Genomic DNA, 20,299 nt, shown 5'->3' with positions numbered 1-20,299 from the left:
GGGCGAAGAACGGAGCCGCATCATGGAGATTCGCCCCTCGCTTGGGAAGCTCGCCGGGAATCAGAGTCCGCTGGCCGTGACCTGGCAGGGCACGGTGAAGGTCACGGTGCCGCCCGATGGCAAAGTCGGCACGGCCACGCCGCCACTGACCAGCGTCAGCAACGCCGCCGCCCCCGGACACGCCGCGCCACCGCTGGCGACGCAGCTGATCGGGCTGCCGGATACCGGACAGCTCAGGCCTGCGCCCGGCGTATCGCTGACCACCGCGCCATCGGCCGCGGTGGGACCCGCGTTCGACACGACCACGGTGAAGTTGGTCACCTGTCCGCTGGTGGCGGTGGCGGACGCGCTCGACTTCACCACCGACACATCCGTCACGCGCGCCCGGTTGGTGATCGTGCAGACGATGGCCTGGCCCGCGTGCGCGGCGGTCAGCGTCAACGTGTTGCCGCTGAGGTTGCCACCCGAGCAGGTCCAGGCACTGGCGGTATACGTGCGTGCGTTGCCGGCCGCCAGGGTTTCGGCCAGCGTGATGACGTTGCCCGGCACGACCTGCACGGCGGAGCCGGTGTCGGTCTCGGCAGCGCTGTTCGCGGTGGAGGCCAGCGATGCGGCATTGGCGCCGCCGGTCGCGGACAGCGTCGCGGTGTCGTTGATCGCGGCGTCGATCCACGTCTTGGCCAACGCGAGCGTCGCGGTCGCACTGTTGGTCAGCGTGCAGGTGAGGGTCTGGTTGGCGCGGTAGTCGCCCGCGGCGATCGTGACCTGGCGCGCGGCCGTGTTGACGGTCGCGGTGACGGCGGCGTTGTTCTGGTCCGTACAGGTGGCGCCCGTCAGCGCGTAGCCCGTCGGGACCGTGGTCTCGGTCAGCGTGATCGCGCCGGCGTGGTTCGTCACCGGGTACGTCGTGGACGACACGGGCGTGTTCTGCGCGGTCGTCACCAGGTTGAACGCCTGCGCCAGTGCGTTGCTGGCGGTGATGCCGAAGGTGCCGGTACCGCCGACCGATTGCTTTCGCACGATGACGTTGCTGCCCTGGAAGCTCCAGCGCAGTTCCACTTCGTCGCCGCCCGCCGGGCCGACCTGGGTGGTGGTGAAGGTCAGGCTGGTGATGCCGGTGCCGTTGAAGCGCACTGAACCGCAGGCGGTACCGCTGGCGACGGTGGCCGCGTTGCCCGAAAGACACTCGGCATTCGCGGTGCCGGAGAAGGCCGTGCCGGTCGAACGCACGAACGTGCTGCCGGATACCTGGAACTGCGTATTGCCGCTGAGCCGCGTCAGCGACACCGCACCGCCCTGGGCCACCGAATTGCTGAGCGTCCAGCGCGAACTGTTCGGATCGTTGCCCAGTGCGCCGCCGAGGCGATCGACATGCAGCACCGGGTTGTCCACCGGCTTGCTGAAGGTGATCGTGTAGGTGCGGCTGGCCGTTTCGTGCAGCAGCGTCAGCGAGCGGCCACCGGCGACCGTCTCGCCGTAGGGATCGCTCCAGCGGCTCGCATTGGTGGTGTTGAACGTCCCGTTGGCATAGGCCTGGTCGGACGTGCCGGTCCAGGTCACGGTGATGCCGTCGAGGGTGGTGGTCGCCGAGGTCGCGCCGTTGAGCGTCCACACCCCGGTGATCAACGCCAGCGCCGAGCCGGCCGCGAGCAGCATGGCCAGCAGCAGTCCGGCCTGGAGGGCACGGCGCAGCCCGCGGCGCGACGTCGCGGCATCGGAACAAGAACGGGAAGACGGACGGACGGAACGCGCGCCCTGCGGGCGCAGCACATCACTGGCGCGGTACGACATCGATGGACGGATCCCCTGACGCTTCTGTGGAAGAGGCGTTCCCCGGGTTCGTCCGACTCACCGACTTTCCCGCCTGCCCCTGCTGGCACGCCGACCCAAGACGCCGTCCAGGCAAGGAGGGGCGGACTGCAAATGTGATCCGTATCTTAGCTTACGGAATTCACATTTGCGATCCACGTCACACTGTTCCGGAATGGCGGGCCCTCCCCGGACAGGCCGGTGGCCACGGCGACATCCCGCCGTTGCAGCCCGTCCGGCCGGATCAGCCGGTCTCCCGGGGTTTGAACGGGGAATCCAGGACCACCGGACGCTGCGGGTCCGTGCCGCCGGCGGAGGCGGCCCTGCACTCGGGCGACTGCGCAGCCTGTTCCTTTTCCGCCCGCTCCGCGCGCCGCATGCCCATGCCGCCGCCCATGGCGAAATCCACCGGGATCGCCAGCTGGGTGGCGATCGGTACCCCATCGACCTGCTCGGGCACGTACCGCATCGCGGCCACCCAGTCGCGCAACGTTTTCTCGAACGGCTTCAGCGAGCCCTCCAACGGATCGATGCTGCCAACCGTCGCGGTACCGTCCTGGCCGACATTGATCACCACGCGAAACCTACCTTCGCGTGCCATGCGTGCCGCATCCACCGGATAGCGCGGCGGTGCTGCAAAAAGAGCGCCCTGCGCGAGAGCCGGGCCATTGGAACGGTAGTCCAGCGCCATGCGCATGCCGCCATCGGGCAGCGGCACGGCACAGGCATCCATGAAGACATGGGTCACGCCGGCCTTGGCGACACCGCCCACCTGCGCCGGCTCGAAACGCCATCGCAGCACGCGCTCCTCGATGACGCCACGCACCACGGCCGGCAGCTTCTCGTTCGCCTGCACCTGCTGCGGCACGCCCTGTTCGTCCAGGACGACGCGCGCATTGGCGTAGAACCTGACCGGCTCCGCTGCCTTCTCGCCGGCCGTCAGCGTGAACGACACGGCCAGCAACCCCACTGCGACACTGCCTTTCATATCCCTGCCCCTTCCCCGTCGAGGGAAGGAGCATAGCTCCATCGCGGCTCAACGCGCGGGCAGCGCGTCTTCCTTGTAGATCGCCACGTGCGGCACGCCGTCCGCCCCGATCCAGCCGCGGTACATGCCTTCGGTATTGAAGGGGAACGCCATGCTGCCGTCGGCGCCCAGCGCGATGGCGCCGCCGTCGCCGCCGGCTTTCGGAATGTCGCGGTTGATCACGCCCTCGGCGGCGCGTGCGATGCCGTAGCCCGCCAGGCGTACGCGCGCGCAGACCTCGTGCGCGGCGGATGCGCGGATGTAGTACTCGCCCCAACCGGTACCGGAGAACGCACAACGGTCATCGGCCCAGGTACCGGCGCCGATGATCGGCGAGTCGCCCACGCGGCCGTAGCGCTTGTTGGTCATGCCGCCGGTCGACGTACCCGCCGCCAGCTGTCCCTTCGCATCGAGCGCCAGCGCACCGACCGTGCCGAAGTAGGCCTTGCCAGGCAGCTCCAGCGGCGTGTTGCTCGCCTGCGCCTGCTTCTCTTCCTTCAGCGCATCCTGCAGCTGCTGCCAGCGCTTCTCGGTACGGAAGTACGACGGATCGACCAGGGTGACGCCCTGCTCCTTCGCGAACGCTTCGGCGCCGCCGCCGACCATCATCACGTGCCGGGATTTCTCCATCACCGCGCGTGCCAGGGTGATCGGATTCTTCACGCGATGCACGCCCGCGACCGCGCCGGCCTTGCCGGTGGCGCCGTCCATGATCGAGGAATCCAGTTCGTTCTTTCCGTCGTGCGTGAACACCGCGCCGCGGCCCGCGTTGAACTGCGGCGCATCCTCCAGCACGGTGATCGCCGCGGTCACGGCATCGAGCGCGGGCTTGCCGGCCTTCAGCTGCGCGTGGCCGGCGCGCAGCGCAGCTTCCAGCGCCTTGCGTGCGGCATCCTCGTCCGCTGGCGTCATGCCGGCGCGCTCGACGCCCGCACCGCCGTGGATCACCAGCAGCGGCGAATCCAGCGCCGCCAGCACGCCGTTGCGCACCGCGTAACGGCGCTCGGCGGCAGGCTTGTCGACGCGCCCACTCGGCAGGTGCAGCACGGAATCGACGCCGGCGATGACGGTGTCGACACGCTCGAGGTTCATCGGTTCGTCTTCGACCTGCTTCTGTGCGAACCCGCCCTTCACCACCGTCGCGCCCGCACCGGGCGCCGTTGCGTACACGCGCGCCGTCCCGTCGCCTTCCACGGCGACCGCGGCATCTTCATCCACGCCCAGCCCCAGGAGCGGGCGACCCGCCATCGACTCGGCCTTGGCGACGAACGCGATCAGCCGGCCCAGCCGGTTGCGTTCGCTGAAGTGCGTGTCGGTGAGCACGCCCTTCAGCAGCGCCAGTTGCAGGAAGCCCGTCTCGATCGTGTTGTCCGGGCCGAGCGGATCGGCCAGCGCACGCGGACTGATCTGGCTGCCGCCGTCCATCGCGCCGTACAGGTATTCGCCCTGCATCGCCAGGCCGGCACTGGTGCCGCCCAGCGGCTTGCCGGCGCGCACGTGCGCATCCAGCGCCTCGCCTACCGGCGTGCCGCGCCAGTAGCGCACGTAGCGCGACTGGTCGCCGCCGGCCAGGAAGATGCCGTCGGCGCGCTTCAGGCTGCGCAGTACGGCCGGATCGCTCGCGCTTTCGCGGTCGCTGAAGACCCAGGTTTCCACCGAGGCGATGCCGCCGACCTCGTTGAAGAACTCCTCGCCGATCTCGCCCGCCTGCGAGGCGCGCAGCACGACGATGTGACCGTTGCCGGCCTTCTTCATGAACCAGCGCATCGCATCGAAGTTGCGGTCGCCCCCGCCCATCAGCAGCAGCCCGGGCTGTACCTGTCCCGGCGTTTTCGCCGCGGTGTCGCCCAGCACGTAATGCGCGGGTGTGGCGGCGAACGCCGGCAGTGACAAGGCGAGCGCAACCACGCAGACCGCGCCGCGCCGCAACATGCCGAAGACAGACACCATGCCGTACTCCCTGAGTCGAAGGTCGCGGCAGGATGCCACGCGCCGATGACGTAGGGAGACGAACCGAGGGCACCGTTCCCCCATGCGGAAGCGTTCGTGCTTGGGCTAGAGTGCGGCCATGCCCACCGAATTCGACGACTGGTTCGTTCGCGAAGTGCTCGTCCACGAGCGCGCGCTGGCGCTGTTCCTGCAACGCAGCTGGCCGCACCGCGACGAGTGGCACGACCTTCGCCAGGAGGTCTACGCGCGCGTCTACGAAGCGGCGGGCCGCGTGCGTCCGGACGCGCCGAAGGCCTTCCTGTTCGCGACCGCACGGCACCTGATGACCGACCGCCTGCGTCGCAGCCGGGTGGTGTCGATCGAGCCAGTGGGTGATTTCGAGTCCTCGAACGTCTACCTGATCGACGAGGTGTCGCCCGAGCGGTGGACCGGGACCCGCCAGGCGCTCAAGCGCGTGGTCGAGGCCCTGGACCGGCTCCCCGACCGTTGCCGCGAAGTGGTGTGGCTGCGGCGCGTGGAGGAACTGCCGCAGAAGGATGTCGCCCGCCAACTGGGCATCAGCGAGAAGACCGTGGAAAAGCATTTGGCCAAGGGGATGCGCCTGATCGCCGACCACCTGTACGGCGGCGACGCCGTGCCCGCGCTGGAGGGGCGACGCGCCCGGCCCGTCACGGACGAGGACGACGGACATGGCCGACAGCAGACAGATTGAAGAGCAGGCCGCCGACTGGCTGGCGCGCCGCGACGCGGAGGGCTGGACGGCGGGCGAGCAACAGTCGCTGGAGGCCTGGCTGGCCGCATCGGCGCGCCACAAGGTCGCCTACCTGCGGCTGCAGGCGGCCTGGGCGGAAACCGGCCGCCTGCAGGCGCTCGCCGCCGGCCTGCCGGCGGGCGTGACACCGCCGCGCAGGATGTCGACGCCCGCGCGTCCGGATGCACGACCCGACCTGAGCGAGGTCACCTTCGCGCCGCGCGCGCGCCGCACCCCCCGGCGACGTGGCTGGCAGCAGGGACTGGCGGCGACGCTGGCCGTGCTGGCGCTGGGCTCGCTCGCCTGGGGCAGCTGGCAACTGACCGGCCGCGAACAGGCCACCTACGCCAGTACCGTAGGCGAGATCCGGACGGTCACGCTCCCGGACGGCTCCACGGCGACGCTGAGCAGCGACAGCCGGCTGGACGTGCGCATCAGCCGGGGCGAGCGCCACCTGGCGCTGGCGCGCGGCGAAGCGTTCTTCGACGTGGCCCACGACACCCGGCGTCCGTTCGTGGTGGACACGGACGGGCGCCGCGTCGCCGCCGTCGGCACCCGCTTCTCCGTGCGCCGCGATCCGGACGAGATCCGCGTGGTGGTCACCGAGGGCAAGGTACGCCTGGAAAGCCGCGCCGGCCCCGACGGCCGCGCGCAGCCGGTGTCGCTGCTGCCCGCCGGCAGCGTGGCGACGGCCGGCCGCAATGGCGTGCTGGTGCGGTCGCTGCCGCTGGCCGACGCCGAACGCTATCTGGAATGGCGCGACGGCTTCCTGACCTTCGACGACACCTCGCTGGCGGAGGCTGCCGCCGAATTCAACCGGTTCAACACGCGCAAGCTGGAGCTGGGCGACGCCACCGTCGCCGACCTGCGCGTGGGCGGCAATTTCCGCTGGTCCAACGCCGAAGGGTTCGCGCACCTGCTGGAACAGGGGTTCCCGGTACGCGCGGAGCGGCATGCGGACCGCATCGTGCTGCACACGCGGTAGGTCGCCCGCGCCACGACGAAGGTCATGGGGGGATTTGCGCGGTTCGTTCGTCCTGATAGCCAATAGGTGCCATACCGAGCACCCCGGGGAGAGAGTCGATGCGGTATCCGATGCGCGTCCTGTTGTTGAGTACGGCCTGTAGCGTGGCGCTCGCTGCGCAGGCCCAGGCGGCCCCGGGCCGCATCGACCTGCCTGCGGGCGAACTGACGACGGCGCTCAACACGCTGGCCAAGCAGTCGGGCACGCAGCTGGTCTATCGCGCCGACCAGCTGAAGGGACGGCGCACCCGCGGGGTGCAGGGCGCCGCCACCACCGACCAGGCCCTCGACCGCCTGCTGCAGGGCAGCGGTTTCCAGGCCAGGCGCGACGCGTCCGGCGCCGTGCTCATCGTGCAGGCGGAGGCCACGCCGCGGCGCGCACCGGCGCCGCGTCCCGCGCCCCAGGAGGCGCCTCCCGGGGGCGGTGCCGCCCAGGCCGAAGAACCCGTGACCCAGCTGGAAACGCTGCAGGTCACCGGCTCGCGCATCCCGCGCGCGCAGATCGAAGGCCCGGCACCGATCACGGTGGTGACCGCCGAACAGATCCAGGCGGCCGGCTTCACCTCCGTGCCCGACGTGCTGCGCTCGCTCAGCCAGAACAGCGGCAGCGTGCAGGGACAGCAGAACACCACCAGCGCCCAGTCGACGCCAGGTGCACAGGCGGTCGACCTGCGCGGGTTGGGACCCAACCACACGCTGGTGCTGATCAACGGCCGCCGCACGGCGGACTTCCCGCTGCCGCTCAACGGCCGCAGCAACTTCACCGACATCGGCAACATTCCGCTCGGCATGATCGACCGCATCGAAGTGCTGACCGGCAGCGCATCGGCGGTCTACGGCTCCGACGCCATGGCCGGCGTCATCAACTTCATCCTCAAGAAGTCCACCGACGGCACCATCCTCGACTACCGCTACGGCAACACCGAGCGCGGCGGCGGCGAATCGCACCGGCTGACCGTGACGTCCGGCTTCGAACGCGATGCCTTCAGCGGCATCGTCGGCCTGGAGTTGCTCGACAAGCGCCCGCTGTGGGGCTACGAGCGCAAGAACCAGGATTCGACCCTCGACGCGCCGACCACCCGCCACCAGCTGCCGCGCCTGACCGCCCAGCGCTACGACTGGGACGACGACGTCAACATCGCCCCCGACGACGATTGCGCAGCGATGGCGGGCCTGAACGACGGCACCACCGTGCTGGCGGAAGACCGCTTCGGCGAACCTTACTGCGGCAGCGAGCGCGCCATCGCGTATCGCACGATCCAGAACGAGCGCAAGGGCTTCACCGCGTACGGTTCGTTCGAATACCGCTTCTCGGACAGCCTGTCCTGGTTCGCCGATGTCCAGCTCGGGCGCCAGGAAGTGCGGCTGCTGACCGGCACCAACGGCAACGACGTGGTCAGCGATGTCATGGGCTGGGAGTTCCACGACCCCAACTCCACCGACAACAACGACAAGATCTTCTACAACGCGGTGACCGGCCACTACGAAATCTGGTCGCGCCAGTTCACGCCCGAGGAAATCGGCGGCCTGCGCAACCGCATGAACGTCACCACCCAGAAGACGTTCGCGGTGACCACGGGCCTGCAGGGCGCGTTCGGCGACAACTGGAACTGGGAAGCCGCCTACAACCACTCGCAGTACAAGGCCGACGTGGGCATGCCCCGCATCCGGGCCGCGGCCGCCAACCGCCTGTTCCTGGGCGAACAGCAGGGCTATGACGCGGATGGCTATGCGATCTTCAGTCCGGATCCGGACCGCCTGTTCACGCCGCTGACGCAGGCCGAGTTCGCATCGATCGCCGCGATGTCCACGTTCCGCCCCAAGGCCGACAACGACAACCTCAGCTTCACCGTCGATACGCCGGCGCTGTTCACCATGCCGGCCGGCGATGTCGGCTTCGCGGGCGCGATCGAGTACGGCCAGCAGTCGTACGAGATCAACCCCGATCCGCTCGCCCTGACCGCCGACGCCTACTACGGCCCGCGCTATGGCGACGGCAGCGGCGACCGCGACCGTTGGAGCGTGGCCGGCGAGTTCCGCCTGCCGCTGCTGTCCTCGCTGCAGGCCAGCCTGGCCGGCCGCTACGACCGCTACGAGTACGGCGACAAGAACCCGGGCAAGTTCACCTACAGCGCGGGCCTGGAATGGCGCCCCGTCGACACGCTGCTGGTGCGCGGCTCCTACGGCACCGGCTTCCGTGCGCCCGACATGCACTACCTGTTCGCCGGCGACGACTACTACCGCACCTTGTCGACCGACTACTACCAGTGCCGCACCGATGAACCCACCTTCAGCGATGCCGACTGCTACGACGACGGCACGTGGGACATCAACACGTTCGACGTGTACACCGGCAACATGGACCTGGACGTCGAGACCAGCAAGTCGTTCTCGGCGGGCATCGTGTGGTCGCCCTTCGCCAACTTCGACCTGGCGCTGGACTACTACAAGATCCGCGTGGAGAACCAGGTGCAGAGCCAGAGCCGCGAGCAGCTGCGCATCGACGAGGCCAACTGTCGCCTCGGCACCAACGAGAACGGCGACCCCGTCGACATCAACTCGCCGACCTGCGTGGATGCCATCGCCCGCGTCATCCGCGATGCGGACGGCAACATCACCAGCGTCCGCTTCGCACCGATCAACATCGCCAACGAGGAAACCACGGGCGTCGACCTGACCGCCAACTACCGGCTGCAGACCGCCAGCGCCGGTGACTTCCGCTTCACCGGCACCTATACGTGGACGGACACGCACACGCGCCAGCAGTATCCCGGCGATCCCGAAGAGGACATGCTGGACCTCAGCTTCAGCGCCACCACCCTGCCTCGCCATAAGGGCAACCTGGGTGCCAGCTGGGATCGGGACAACCTGGGCGTGAGCCTGTTCGGCAATTACCTGGGGCGGGTGGCGAACTACAACAACGATGCCTGGACCGGTTCCACCTGGCGTTTCAACGCGGGCGCGCGCTACGACATCACCGACCACCTGCGCCTGTCGCTGAGCATCAACAACCTGATGGACAAGATGCCGCCGAAGGATGCGACCTGGGCGAACTATCCGTACTACGACACCTCGTGGTTCGATTCCATGGGCCGCAGCTACTACCTGCAGGTCACGTGGAAACTGGGCGGCGAAGCGCTGTAAGCCTGTTCCGCCGCATCAGCGAAAAGGCCCACCGCAAGGTGGGCCTTTTACTTGCAGGTGGAAATCCCTGACGACGCAGCCGACGTGGCACCTCACCCCGTCATCCCAGCGCACGCGGGGACGACGTTGCTTCATCATCCCGGCGGCATTCAACCGGCGAAGGCTGGTCAGGCCTGGACCTGGCGTCTTGCGTGCGACACGCCGGCGATCAGGCCCATCACCGCGCGCCTCATACCGTCCCGCGATTCTTGCCCTGCCACGGCTGGTACCACGCGCGGATCGCGGCCATGTCGGTCTCCATGTCGCCCGTGGGGTAGTAGACATCGCCGATGCCGACCACCTTGTCGGGGTAGTGGAAGTAGGCCATCAGGATCGGCACCTGCGCCTGCTGCGCGATCTTCAGGAACCCGCCCTTCCACTTGTCCACGCGCTTGCGCGTGCCTTCGGGCGTCAGCGCGAACCACATCCGGTCGGACTGGCGGATCATCCGCACCGCCTGTTCGACGGTGCCCTGCGGCGAGCTGCGATCCACCGGTACCACGCCCAGCTTGCGCAACAGCGGCGACAGCGGCCACCAGAACAGCTGCGCCTTGCCCAGCACGCGCACTTGGAAGCCCATGGCGATCTTCGCCGCCATGCCCCAGATGCCGTCCCAGTTGGACGAATGCGGGGCGACGATCATCACCAGCTTGGGGATGTCCGGCAGCGTGCCCACGATCTTCCAGCCGAACATCCGCAGGAACGTCCGCCCCATCCAGCGGGTGAACCGGTTGGGCGGTACCTGCGGCATGTTGGGCGGGATGCGCGGAACGATGTCGTGGCTCAAACGGTTACTCCCATTGGTTCTTCTGCGAACGGCCGCGCTTGACCTGGCTGCGCTCGCGCTTGGCGTCCAGGCGCCGCGCCTTCGCCGCACGCGACGGCTTGGTGGCGACGCGCGTCTTCGGCACCACCAGCGCGGCGGCGATGATCGCCGCCAGGCGCTCGCGCGCGTCCTGGCGGTTGCGGTCCTGCGTGCGGAACCGCTGCGCATCGATCACCAGCACGCCCTCGTCGGTCAGGCGGCGGTCGCGCCTGGCCAGCAGGCGCTCCCGCAGCACATCCGGCAGCGATGGCGACCCCGCCACGTCGAAGCGCAGCTCCACCGCCGTGGCGACCTTGTTGACGTTCTGCCCGCCGGCACCGCTCGCCCGCACGAAACGTTCGACCAGTTCGTCGTCCGGAATCGCCAGTGTCGGCGTGATCTCGAGTGCGGTGCTCCCCATGCGGCGGATTGTAGTCAGGATGGGCGACGGTTCGTAGCGTGCTGCCGCAGGATGGCCGCCCGTTAACGGCAGTTTTACCCGTCGACAGGCACCCTGTGGCCCCGTTCCACGCCACCGCATCGCATGATCGCTGCCTCGCTGACCGCGGCCCGCCGTCTTTCCCTGCTGCTTCTCGCCACCGCGGCCCTGGCCTGCGCAAGTGCGGCCTTCGCGGCCGAGCCCTCCGATGCCGACATCGATCGCCTGCTGAAGGCCTCGCGTGCCGAAAGCCTGCTCGCGGGCGTGGTGCCCCAGATGGAGGCGGTGCAGCAGCAGGAGTTCGACAAGCACTTCGCCGGTCAGGCGATGACGGAAGAGCAGAAGGCCGAGGTCGCGCGCATCCAGGCCAAGACCCGGGAGATCGTGCGAAAGGCGCTGTCGTGGGAAGAGATGCGGCCGGTCTACCTGGACGTCTACAAGAAGACCTACACGCGCGAGGACGTGCGCGCCATCACCAAGTTCTACGAGAGCGCCGCCGGCAAGCGCATGCTCGACAAGAATCCGGCCCTGATGCAGAACATCCTGACCGCCGTGCAGCAGAAGATGGTGCCGATGCTGGAAGAGCTTCAGGGCGAGATCAAGAACATCCCGGTCACCCCGCCCCCGCCCGTCTCACCGCCGCAGAAGCGTCGCCGTACGCGCTGACGCCGGACCCAAGATCCTCGGCTGTGGGAGCGACGTAAGTCGCGATGATTCGCCAGTAATGCCTCATCGCGACTTACGTCGCTCCCACAACACCCCAAATGGATGGATCATGGTTCGTGCGCACGGCGCACGCTAGAGGACCAGCTTTTCCCGCGGAGGCAACCGCCAGTCGATGGGCGCCTGTCCGCGTTGTGCGAGGTACTGGTTGGTGGCGGAGAAATGCCCGCACCCCAGGAAGCCCCGGTGCGCCGACAACGGCGACGGATGCGGTGCGCGCAGTACGCGGTGCCGGCGCGTGTCGATGACCTTGCCCTTGGCCTGCGCGTAGCTGCCCCACAGCAGGAAGACCAGCCCCTCGCGTTCGCGCGCCAGGGTTTCGATGGCATGGTCGGTGAAGCCTTCCCATCCCTTGCCTTGGTGTGCGCCGGCACGTCCTTCCTCGACCGTCAGCACGGCATTCAGCAGCAGCACGCCCTGCCGCGCCCAAGGCAGCAGGCAGCCGTGATCCGGCGGCGCGATGCCGAGGTCGGCGTTGATTTCCTTGTAGATGTTCATCAGCGACGGCGGTACCGGCACGCCCGGCAGCACCGAAAAGCACAGCCCGTGCGCCTGCCCCGGACCGTGGTAAGGGTCCTGCCCCAGGATCACCACCTTCACGGCATCGAACGGCGTGGCATCGAAGGCCGCGAAGATCTGCGGCCCCGGCGGATAGATGCGTGCACCCGCCGACTTGCGCTGGCGCAGGAAGGCCGACAGGTCGCGCATGTCCGGCCGCTGCAGCCAGTCGCCGATACGCGCCTTCCACGAAGGTTCCAGCTTGATGCGGTCGTCGTCGGTCATGCGCGTCGCGTGGCTCAGACCAGGCTGCGCGTTTCGTCCATGCGCGCCAGGCGCAGCTGGAAGAGCACCTTGGTCACCAGCAGGCGTTCGGCGATGGGCTTGAGCACCAGGTCGTTGGCGCCGGCCTGCAGCAACTCGGCCTGGTTGTCGCGATTGCTGTCGCCGGTCATCACCAGGATCGGCAGGCGCCGCTTGCCGTAGGCGAAGTCGATGCGGATGCGCTGCACGATGTCGCGACCGCTCAGTTCGCCCTTCAGGATCACGTCGGTCAGCACCAGGTCGAACTTGTGCGTCGACAGGCCCAGTGACTCGGCGGTAAGCAGCGCGAACGCGTCTTCCGCCTTCATCACATGCACCACGTTGAGCGACTGCCGTTCCAGCATGCGCCGCGTGGTCTCGGCGACGACGCGACTGTCTTCGATGTAGAGGATCGTGGCGCCCACCACCGGTTCGGGCTGCACGTAGCCGCGGATGAAGGCCGCCAGCGCCTCGTGGCCAAGCGCCTTGTCGAAATAGTCGGTGACGAATTCGGTGAACCGGCGTTCTTCGAGATGCTGCTGGGCATCGCCGGACACCACGATGACCGGCACGTACGCCTGGCCCGCGGCCTCGCGCACGCTGCGCGCGATCTCCAGGCCATCGCCATCCGGCAGGGCCAGGGCAGTGGTGACCAGGTGCACCTCGCCCGCCGCCAGCGCGGAACGCGCCTCGGCGATGCTCGCGCAGCCGATCACCTGCACGCCCGGCAACTCGCGTTGCAGGACATCGGCGATCAGCTTGCGGACCAGCTTCGACCCGTCCACCACCATCACGCGGGGCGCGTCGCTGATCAGATGCCGGAGCTCTTGGGCCATGAAGATGCGGGGGATGTCAGGTGGCGGTCGGGCGAGTCTGACGCAAGAAGTGCCCCGTCACCAGCCATGCGCCCAGCCAGCCGATCACCGTGGCCACGCCCATCACGATCGCCGCGCCGACCGGATCCAGTCCTGCGAGCACGAACGGGCTTCCATAGCTGCGTGCCAGCGCGGCCAGCGGATCCCGCAACGCCCACGCCGCCAGCGTCAGCAGACCGAGTGCCAGTGCGCCGGCGGCCAGCCCGTACCAGGCGCCCAAGTAGATGAAGGGACGGCGGATGAACCCGTCGCTCGCACCCAGCAACTGCAGCACGCCGATCTCCTCGCGCCGCGACTGGATGTCCAGCCGCACGGTGTTGCCGACCACCAGCAGCGCGCCGAGTCCGAACAAGGACGCCAGCACCCACACCAGCCGCTTGCCGAAGCCCATCCAGCCGGCCAGGCGTTCGCGCCAGGCGGCGTCGTGCTGCAGCAGATCGGTTTCGGGCAGGGCTTCCAGCGCGGCGATGAGCCGCACCTCGTCGCCTTCGGGCACCACGACCAGCAGGCTCGGCAGCGGATTGCCGTCCAGCAGCGCCAGCGAATCGGCCAGGCCACTGCGCTCGCGGAATTCCGCCAGGCCCTGCTCGGGGGTGCGCAGCTCGACGCGGGCGACATCGTCGCGGGCGCGCAGCGATTCCGCGAGCGCCTGCGCGCGCGCGACCGGGGTGTCCGGGGCCAGGAACAGATCGATCTCGCGCGACTGCTGCACGTCACCGGCGAAGTGACCCACGTTCTGCAACGCCAGCCACAGGCCCAGCGGCAGCACGAAGGCCACCGCCATCACGCCGATCGTCAGCAACGTCGCCCAGGGGCGACGCACGGTGCGGCCAAGGCTGGAAACGAAACTGTAGAGATGCTGGTCCAGCCAGATGCCGAACCCGGAGCGCGCCTGCGCCCGGCTGTTCTTCGCGTCGCTCATTCGGCCAGGTCCGCGGGGGAAATGTCGTCGACCAGCTTGCCGTGGTCGAGGATCAGCACGCGCTTCTTCATGCGCTTGAGCAGCGACAGGTCGTGGCTGACGACCAGCACGCTGGTGCCACGCTCGGGCATGGACGCGAACAGCGACATGATTTCCGCCGCCAGCGTGGGATCGAGGTTGCCGGTCGGCTCGTCCGCCACCAGCAGGCGCGGTTCGGCGACGATGGCGCGCGCGATGCCGACACGCTGCTGCTCGCCGGCGGACAACTGCGTGGGCAGCGCGTTTTCGCGATGACCCAGGCCCAGCCGCGCCAGCACTTCGCGCACGCGCTTGCCGATGTCGCCGCGGCGGTCGCCGCGCAGGATCAGCGGCAGCGATACGTTCTCCATCACCGTGCGGTCGGTGAGCAGGCGATGGTCCTGGTAGACCGCGCCGACCTCGCGACGGTGCAGCGGAATGCGGCCACCGCGCACCTTCAACAGGTTCTTGCCGGCGAACAGGACCGCCCCCCGGCTGGGCCGCTCGCTCAGGTGGATCAACTTCAGCAGCGTGCTCTTGCCCGCGCCGGAATGGCCGGTGACGAACAGCATCTCGCCTTCGGCCACCTCGAAGCTGACGTCCTCCAGCGCCGCGTGGCCACCGGGGTACTGCTTGCTGACGTTTTCGAATCGAAGGACGCTCATGTGCGTCGATTATGCCGGACCGATCAAGACGCTGGCGATGCCGATGCGCAAAGAAAAAGCCGGGACGTGCCCGGCTTCTTCTCGATACCCATGAGGGCGCAGGTCAGTTGCCCGAGACCAGCGAGCGGATCTTGCGCCCTAACTTCGTCAGGAAGCCTGCGTTGTCGTCGACCGGCTTCGGCGCGGCGGACGGCGTCGCGGCGACCGGCGCGGCATTCGCCACGGCGCCCTCCGCACCCTCGAGCGGCTTGCCATGGCGACGGCGACGACGCTTCCTCGGTGGCTTGCGCTCGCCTTCCGGCAGCGCGACGGCGTCGGTGCGGACCGCGTCGTTCGCCGGCCGGGGCGCCGGCGGCTTCGCGGCTTCGCCCTCCGGACGCGCGGCGCGCGGCGGACGGGGCGGGCGCGGCTTGCCGTCGGCCGAACGCGGACCTTCGCGGCGACCGCCTTCACGACGGCCCGCGCCACCGGAGCCACCGGGCTTGCGGCCACCGCCACGGCGCTCTTCGTCGGCGGCCTTCTGCTCGCGCGCTTCGCGGAAGATCTGCCCGATGCTCTCTTCTTCCTCGTCGACCTCGCCGGCGGCCGGCTTCGGACGCTCCGGGCGCGGCAGCGCGGTCAGCAGCTCGGCGGTGACCGGCTCGGACGGGATCTTCTGCTCGATGTAGGCCTCGATGTCGGGCAGCGACATCGCATAGCGCTCACAGGCGAAGCTGATCGCGTCGCCCTCCGCACCCAGGCGCGCGGTGCGGCCGATGCGGTGGACATAGTCTTCGGCATCGAACGGCAGGTCGTAGTTGAAGACGTGCGACACGCCGTCGATGTGCAGGCCGCGCGCGGCCACGTCGGTCGCCACCAGCAGCTCCAGCTGGCCGGCCTGGAAACGCTTCAGCAACGACTCGCGCTTCTTCTGCGGTACGTCGCCCGACAGCACGCCGACGCGGTAGCCGGCACGCTCCAGCGCGCGCGCCACCCGCTCGACGAACGCCTTGGTGTTCACGAACACCATCGTGCGCGCGCCTTCGCTGCGCGACAGCAGGCCGATCAGCAGCGGGATCTTCTCCTCGTCGGCCGGGTAGTACAGCTTCTGCCGCACCTTGGCCGCGGTGATGAATTCGGTCTCCACGACGAGCTTCTCCGGCTCGTTCATGTGCTCGTAGGCCAGTTCCAGCACGCGGTGCGACAGCGTGGCCGAGAACAGCAGCGTCTGCCGCGTGGTGCGCTCCGGCATGCGGCGCAGCAGGAAGCGGATGTCCTTGATGAAGCCGAGGTCGAACATGCGGTCGGCTTCGTCCAGCACGCACATCTCGCAGGCGTGCAGACTGACCACCTTGTGCTGCTTGACGTAGTCGATCAGGCGGCCCGGGGTGGCGATGATGACGTCCACGCCCTGCTGCAGGATCTCGCGCTGCTTGTCGTAGTCCACGCCGCCGTAGACCAGCGCGAAGCGCAGTCCGAGGTCGGCACCGAACTTCACGGCGTCCTTGTGGATCTGGATGGCCAGCTCACGGGTCGGCGCCAGGATCAGCGCGCGCGGGTCCTCGGGCTTGCGTTCGGCCAGGGCCGGACGCGTCAGCAGGCGGTTCATCACGGCGACGAGGAAGGCCAGCGTCTTGCCGGTGCCGGTCTGCGCCTGCCCGGCGACATCACGGCCCGCAAGGGCGACCGGCAGCGTCATCGCCTGGATCGGCGTGCAGCGGGAAAAACCTGCGCCTTCCAGGCCGGCAAGCAGCGCCGGATGCAGGTCGAACGAAGAGAAAGTTATATCGGTTAACGGTTTGTCGCTCATGCCTTCTTCTTTGCGTCGCTGTGTTCCGCGCGCGTCTCGTATGAATGCGGTGGGTGTGCTTGCAACGGCCTGACCGGCGTCGCACACTGCGCCCCCTGTGCCGGGTTGCGCGACCACCTGGGTTACCATGAAAAGGTCGCGGAACGCCCCAGTTTACCCCAATCGTGGTGGCCGTCCCGGCCCGAACCCGTCCGCGCCTGCCCGCGGACCCCGCAGGAGATCCCCGTGAGCGACAAAGTGACCCACGTCGGCGATGCCGATTTCGATGCTGCCGTGCTGCAGTCCGGCGAGCCGGTGCTGGTGGACTTCTGGGCCGAATGGTGCGGCCCGTGCAAGATGATCTCGCCGGTCCTCGATGAACTGGCCGAGACCTATGACGGCAAGCTGAAAGTCGCCAAGGTCAACGTGGACGAGAACCGCGCCACCGCCATCAAGTACCACGTCCGCTCGATCCCGATGCTGTTGCTGTTCAAGGATGGCCAGATCCAGGCGACCCAGATCGGCGCCGTCGGCAAGGGCCAGCTGACCCAGATGATCGACAAGGCCCTGGGCACCCAGGCCGCCTGAGTCTCCCCGCCACGCCCCCGCACCGCCGGGGGCGCCGGCTGAATCCGCTTGAACCCGACGCCTGCCCACCGCTTGCCGCCTTCCGGGGCCGGTGATAGTGTCGGACCCGAAATCCGGCGCAGGGGACGCGCCGCACCCATCTGAATACCCACTCTTCACTTCACCCCGCCGCCGCAACGCCGGCGCTCGCCACCTAGCGAGGATTCGCAACTTGTCCGACAGCAGCAACGAAACCGGCGCTCCCGCCGAGAAGCGCGTGCGCAAGACCCGCGCCCCCAAGACCCCGACCGCCGACACCGCCGCAGCGCCGGCCGAGCGCGCGCCCGAGATGGCGCCGCCGCTCCCGCTGCCGCCGGTCGCGGCCGAACGCGCACCCGCTCCCGCGGCGCCCCCTGCTCCCTCACCGTTCCAGGACGGAGGCGGCCAGGGCGATGCCCCGCCGCAGGCGCAGGGTGGCGGCCAGCACGATGGCGGCGAGCAGCGCGACGGCAACCGCTTCAACAACAACCGCCGCGACCGCTTCCGCAACCGCCGCGAGCGGAATCGCGACCGCCAGGGCCATGACGGCATGCCGCAGGACGGCAATGGCGGGGGGCAGGAGCAGTTCGTGCCGCGTGCGATGCCGAACGTGCCGGAAGGCTTCCCCCAGTATTCGCTGGGCGACCTCAAGCGCATGCCCGCGCCCAAGCTGCTGGACATCGCCGAGCAACTGAACATCCAGGAAGGCGTCGCCCGCGCCCGCAAGCAGGACGTCATCTTCGCCCTGCTGAAGGTGCTGACCCGCCACGGTGAAGGCGTCGCCGCCGACGGCGTGCTGGAAATCCTGCCGGACGGCTTCGGCTTCCTGCGCGCGGCCGAGGCCAGCTACCTGGCCGGCCCGGACGACGTCTACATCAGCCCCAGCCAGATCCGCCGCTTCAACCTGCGCACCGGCGACCACCTGGCCGGCCGCATCCGCTGGCCGAAGGACGGTGAGCGCTACTTCGCGCTGTCGACGATCGACACGATCAACGGCGAACCGCTGGAAGCGTCGAAGAACAAGGTGCTGTTCGAGAACCTGACCCCGCTGTTTCCGCGCCGCCGCTTCACGCTGGAGCGCGGCAACGGGTCGTCGGAAGACATCGCCGGCCGCATCCTCGACCTGATGGCGCCGCAGGGCAAGGGCCAGCGCGCGCTGATCGTGTCGCCGCCCAAGGCCGGCAAGACGATCATGATGCAGCAGATCGCCACCGCCATCACGACCAACCACCCCGACGTGCACCTGATCGTGCTGCTGGTGGACGAGCGTCCGGAAGAAGTGACCGAAATGCAGCGCACCGTGCGCGGCGAAGTGGTGTCTTCGACCTTCGACGAACCGGCCGCCCGCCACGTGCAGGTCGCCGAGATGGTGATCGAGCGCGCCAAGCGCCTGGTCGAGCACAAGAAGGACGTGGTGATCATGCTGGACTCGATCACCCGCCTGGCCCGCGCCTACAACAACGTCGTGCCCAGCTCCGGCAAGGTGCTGACCGGCGGCGTGGACGCCAACGCCCTGCACCGCCCGAAGCGCTTCTTCGGCGCCGCGCGCAACGTCGAGGAAGGCGGCTCGCTGACCATCATCGCCACCGCGCTGGTCGAGACGGGCAGCAAGATGGACGAGGTGATCTACGAAGAGTTCAAGGGCACCGGCAACAGCGAAGTGCACCTGAACCGCCGCATCACCGAGAAGCGCGTCTATCCGGCCATCGACATCAACCGCTCCGGCACGCGCCGCGAGGACCTGCTGATCGAACCGGAACTGCTGCAGAAGATCTGGATCCTGCGCAAGCTGCTGCATCCGATGGACGAGATCGCCGCGATGGAATTTCTGCTGGACAAGATGAAGAACACCAAGTCCAACGATGAGTTCTTCAGCTCGATGAAGCGCTGATCCGGCGCGTCGTCCAGGAAAAAGCCCCGCGATGCGGGGCTTTTTCGTTGGGCGCGGCGTGCATCCTCCAGACCTCCCGCTTCCATCGCGGCCTACTGCAGGCCGCACGGTGGATCAGGATGCCGATTCCGCACGCAAAAAGCGGGGCCGCGCGCTATGCGCCGTCCAACGGCGTCAGCAGTTTCGGGCCCTGCTTGCCACCAGCCATATGCACACCGCCTTCGGCGAGCGCGTCGGGCGAGAAGCCGGGGCGCTCGTCGTCCTGCGCCCAGGACACGTGCTCGCGCGGGCCCGGCACATAGACTTCCCACTTGCCGTAGCGGGGCTTCTCGCCGAAGTTGAAATCGACCGGCACGCGCACGACCCAGTGCGGCTGCTCCGCGGCATCGCCGCGGGTGGGGGTATTGAAGGTCCACTTTTGCGCCGCGCCGATGGCCGCGCGCGCGAAGCGTTCGCGGAACTGGCGCATCTGCCCTTCGCTGGCGACCATGCGCAGGTTCACCTGCTCCGCGACCACGTCGTCGACAGTGCCGTCGCGGCCGATCTTCAACAGCAGGTACACGGTTCCCTGGACGCCGCCCTGGGCCGCCGCCATCGGATAACCCGGCGGCTTCATGCCGATGCTGCTGATGCGCTCCTCCGCCGGCATGGCCTGGTAGTCCCCGAAGTCCGCACCCCGGACCGTGACCTGCATCTTGCCGTCTCCGGTCGATTTCGCCACCAGCCGGGCGCTCATCCGCGTGCGCACCTGCCTGACGACGCCTTCCACCAGAACCGGCTCGAAGCGCCACGACGTCGCGACCTGGGTCACGAAGGGCGCGATGCCCTCCGGCAACCGGTCCGGCGTGTCCAGGTCCACGGCGGCCACGCTGCCATCGGTGCGGATGGTGATCATGCCGGTGACCAGCATGCTGCCTTCGACCTGCTTGCGGACGGCACGCGGGCCCTCCGCATGGGCGCCCTGCGCGAACGCCACCAGCCCCACGAGCACCCACACCAGCCAAGCCATGCGCTGCTTCATACGTTCTCCTCGATCCCTGGAA

Annotated in this window: 17 protein-coding genes and 1 pseudogene; 6 read left to right on the top strand and 12 right to left on the bottom strand. The window is 68.6% G+C overall.

From position 1 onward, the window contains the following. Positions 1-60 precede the first annotated feature (60 nt). From CYU89_RS04060 to CYU89_RS04045, 4 genes and pseudogenes are all read right to left on the bottom strand, one after another. Positions 61-1,791 (bottom strand): hypothetical protein, encoded by a 1,731-nt coding sequence (locus tag CYU89_RS04060; protein ID WP_296278936.1) that lies wholly within the window; start codon positions 1,789-1,791, stop codon positions 61-63. Positions 1,792-2,053: 262 nt separating this feature from the next. Further along, entirely contained in the window at positions 2,054-2,797 is a 744-nt protein-coding gene (locus tag CYU89_RS04055) for an energy transducer TonB (protein ID WP_296278935.1), read from the bottom strand. 48 nt (positions 2,798-2,845) lie between these two features. Beyond that, on the bottom strand, positions 2,846-3,826 hold the full coding sequence (locus tag CYU89_RS04050) for an isoaspartyl peptidase/L-asparaginase (protein ID WP_296278998.1): 981 nt from the start codon (positions 3,824-3,826) through the stop codon (positions 2,846-2,848). A 198-nt stretch (positions 3,827-4,024) separates the two neighbouring features. After that, positions 4,025-4,591: pseudogene (locus CYU89_RS04045) on the bottom strand (cyanophycinase); the annotation flags it as partial. A 313-nt stretch (positions 4,592-4,904) separates the two neighbouring features. Between CYU89_RS04045 and CYU89_RS04040 the strand changes: the two are divergent. The 3 genes from CYU89_RS04040 (at position 4,905) to CYU89_RS04030 (ending at position 9,704) form a co-directional block, all read left to right on the top strand. Beyond that, on the top strand, positions 4,905-5,498 hold the full coding sequence (locus tag CYU89_RS04040; RefSeq protein ID WP_296278934.1) for a sigma-70 family RNA polymerase sigma factor: 594 nt from the start codon (positions 4,905-4,907) through the stop codon (positions 5,496-5,498). Continuing rightward, positions 5,476-6,522: a FecR domain-containing protein gene (locus CYU89_RS04035; protein WP_296278933.1), complete on the top strand. Its 1,047-nt coding sequence runs from the start codon at positions 5,476-5,478 to the stop codon at positions 6,520-6,522. The genes CYU89_RS04040 and CYU89_RS04035 overlap by 23 nt, the downstream gene beginning before the upstream one ends. Before the next feature lie 98 nt (positions 6,523-6,620). Then, entirely contained in the window at positions 6,621-9,704 is a 3,084-nt protein-coding gene (locus tag CYU89_RS04030) for a TonB-dependent receptor (RefSeq protein WP_296278932.1), read from the top strand. Positions 9,705-9,933: 229 nt separating this feature from the next. Here the strand turns inward: CYU89_RS04030 and CYU89_RS04025 are convergent, their stop codons facing one another. Together CYU89_RS04025 and arfB are read right to left on the bottom strand one after the other, a co-directional pair. Next, positions 9,934-10,494, bottom strand: a complete 561-nt coding sequence (locus CYU89_RS04025; RefSeq protein ID WP_296278996.1) for a lysophospholipid acyltransferase family protein — start codon at positions 10,492-10,494, stop codon at positions 9,934-9,936. 40 nt (positions 10,495-10,534) lie between these two features. Then, positions 10,535-10,969, bottom strand: coding sequence for an alternative ribosome rescue aminoacyl-tRNA hydrolase ArfB (gene arfB / locus CYU89_RS04020; RefSeq protein WP_296278931.1), 435 nt, complete (start codon positions 10,967-10,969; stop codon positions 10,535-10,537). Positions 10,970-11,092: 123 nt separating this feature from the next. Here arfB and CYU89_RS04015 point away from each other — a divergent pair, with 123 nt between their 5' ends. Beyond that, the gene (locus tag CYU89_RS04015) at positions 11,093-11,653 is read left to right on the top strand and encodes a DUF2059 domain-containing protein (protein WP_296278930.1); all 561 of its coding nucleotides are present in this window, start codon (positions 11,093-11,095) and stop codon (positions 11,651-11,653) included. Between the two features lie 132 nt (positions 11,654-11,785). Here the strand turns inward: CYU89_RS04015 and ung are convergent, their stop codons facing one another. The 5 genes from ung to rhlB form a co-directional block, all read right to left on the bottom strand. Further along, the gene (gene ung, locus CYU89_RS04010) at positions 11,786-12,493 is read right to left on the bottom strand and encodes a uracil-DNA glycosylase (protein ID WP_296278929.1); all 708 of its coding nucleotides are present in this window, start codon (positions 12,491-12,493) and stop codon (positions 11,786-11,788) included. A 14-nt stretch (positions 12,494-12,507) separates the two neighbouring features. Beyond that, on the bottom strand, positions 12,508-13,347 hold the full coding sequence (locus CYU89_RS04005; RefSeq protein ID WP_296278928.1) for a response regulator: 840 nt from the start codon (positions 13,345-13,347) through the stop codon (positions 12,508-12,510). A 16-nt stretch (positions 13,348-13,363) separates the two neighbouring features. Continuing rightward, positions 13,364-14,308 carry a permease-like cell division protein FtsX gene (gene ftsX / locus CYU89_RS04000; RefSeq protein WP_296278927.1) on the bottom strand — a complete coding sequence of 315 codons (945 nt, stop codon included), beginning with the start codon at positions 14,306-14,308 and terminating at the stop codon, positions 13,364-13,366. After that, entirely contained in the window at positions 14,305-14,991 is a 687-nt protein-coding gene (gene ftsE, locus CYU89_RS03995; protein WP_296278926.1) for a cell division ATP-binding protein FtsE, read from the bottom strand. Before ftsE ends, ftsX begins: the two co-directional genes overlap by 4 nt. A gap of 103 nt (positions 14,992-15,094) precedes the next feature. Continuing rightward, complete coding sequence (gene rhlB / locus CYU89_RS03990; protein WP_296278925.1) at positions 15,095-16,780, bottom strand: ATP-dependent RNA helicase RhlB; 1,686 nt, start codon at positions 16,778-16,780, stop codon at positions 15,095-15,097. A gap of 225 nt (positions 16,781-17,005) precedes the next feature. Between rhlB and trxA the strand changes: the two genes are divergently transcribed. Continuing rightward, positions 17,006-17,347 carry a thioredoxin TrxA gene (gene trxA / locus CYU89_RS03985; RefSeq protein WP_296278924.1) on the top strand — a complete coding sequence of 114 codons (342 nt, stop codon included), beginning with the start codon at positions 17,006-17,008 and terminating at the stop codon, positions 17,345-17,347. 211 nt (positions 17,348-17,558) lie between these two features. Continuing rightward, positions 17,559-19,256 (top strand): transcription termination factor Rho, encoded by a 1,698-nt coding sequence (gene rho / locus CYU89_RS03980; protein WP_296278923.1) that lies wholly within the window; start codon positions 17,559-17,561, stop codon positions 19,254-19,256. A gap of 154 nt (positions 19,257-19,410) precedes the next feature. On the opposite strand, the gene CYU89_RS03975 is transcribed toward rho, so the two are convergent. Continuing rightward, the gene (locus CYU89_RS03975; RefSeq protein ID WP_296278922.1) at positions 19,411-20,277 is read right to left on the bottom strand and encodes an energy transducer TonB; all 867 of its coding nucleotides are present in this window, start codon (positions 20,275-20,277) and stop codon (positions 19,411-19,413) included. Positions 20,278-20,299: the final 22 nt, after the last annotated feature.

This window comes from Pseudoxanthomonas sp. (assembly GCF_002863005.1).
Taxonomy (GTDB): domain Bacteria; phylum Pseudomonadota; class Gammaproteobacteria; order Xanthomonadales; family Xanthomonadaceae; genus Pseudoxanthomonas_A.
Note: the sequence above shows the minus strand (reverse complement) of the source record. Positions and strands in the feature narration are given on the sequence as shown.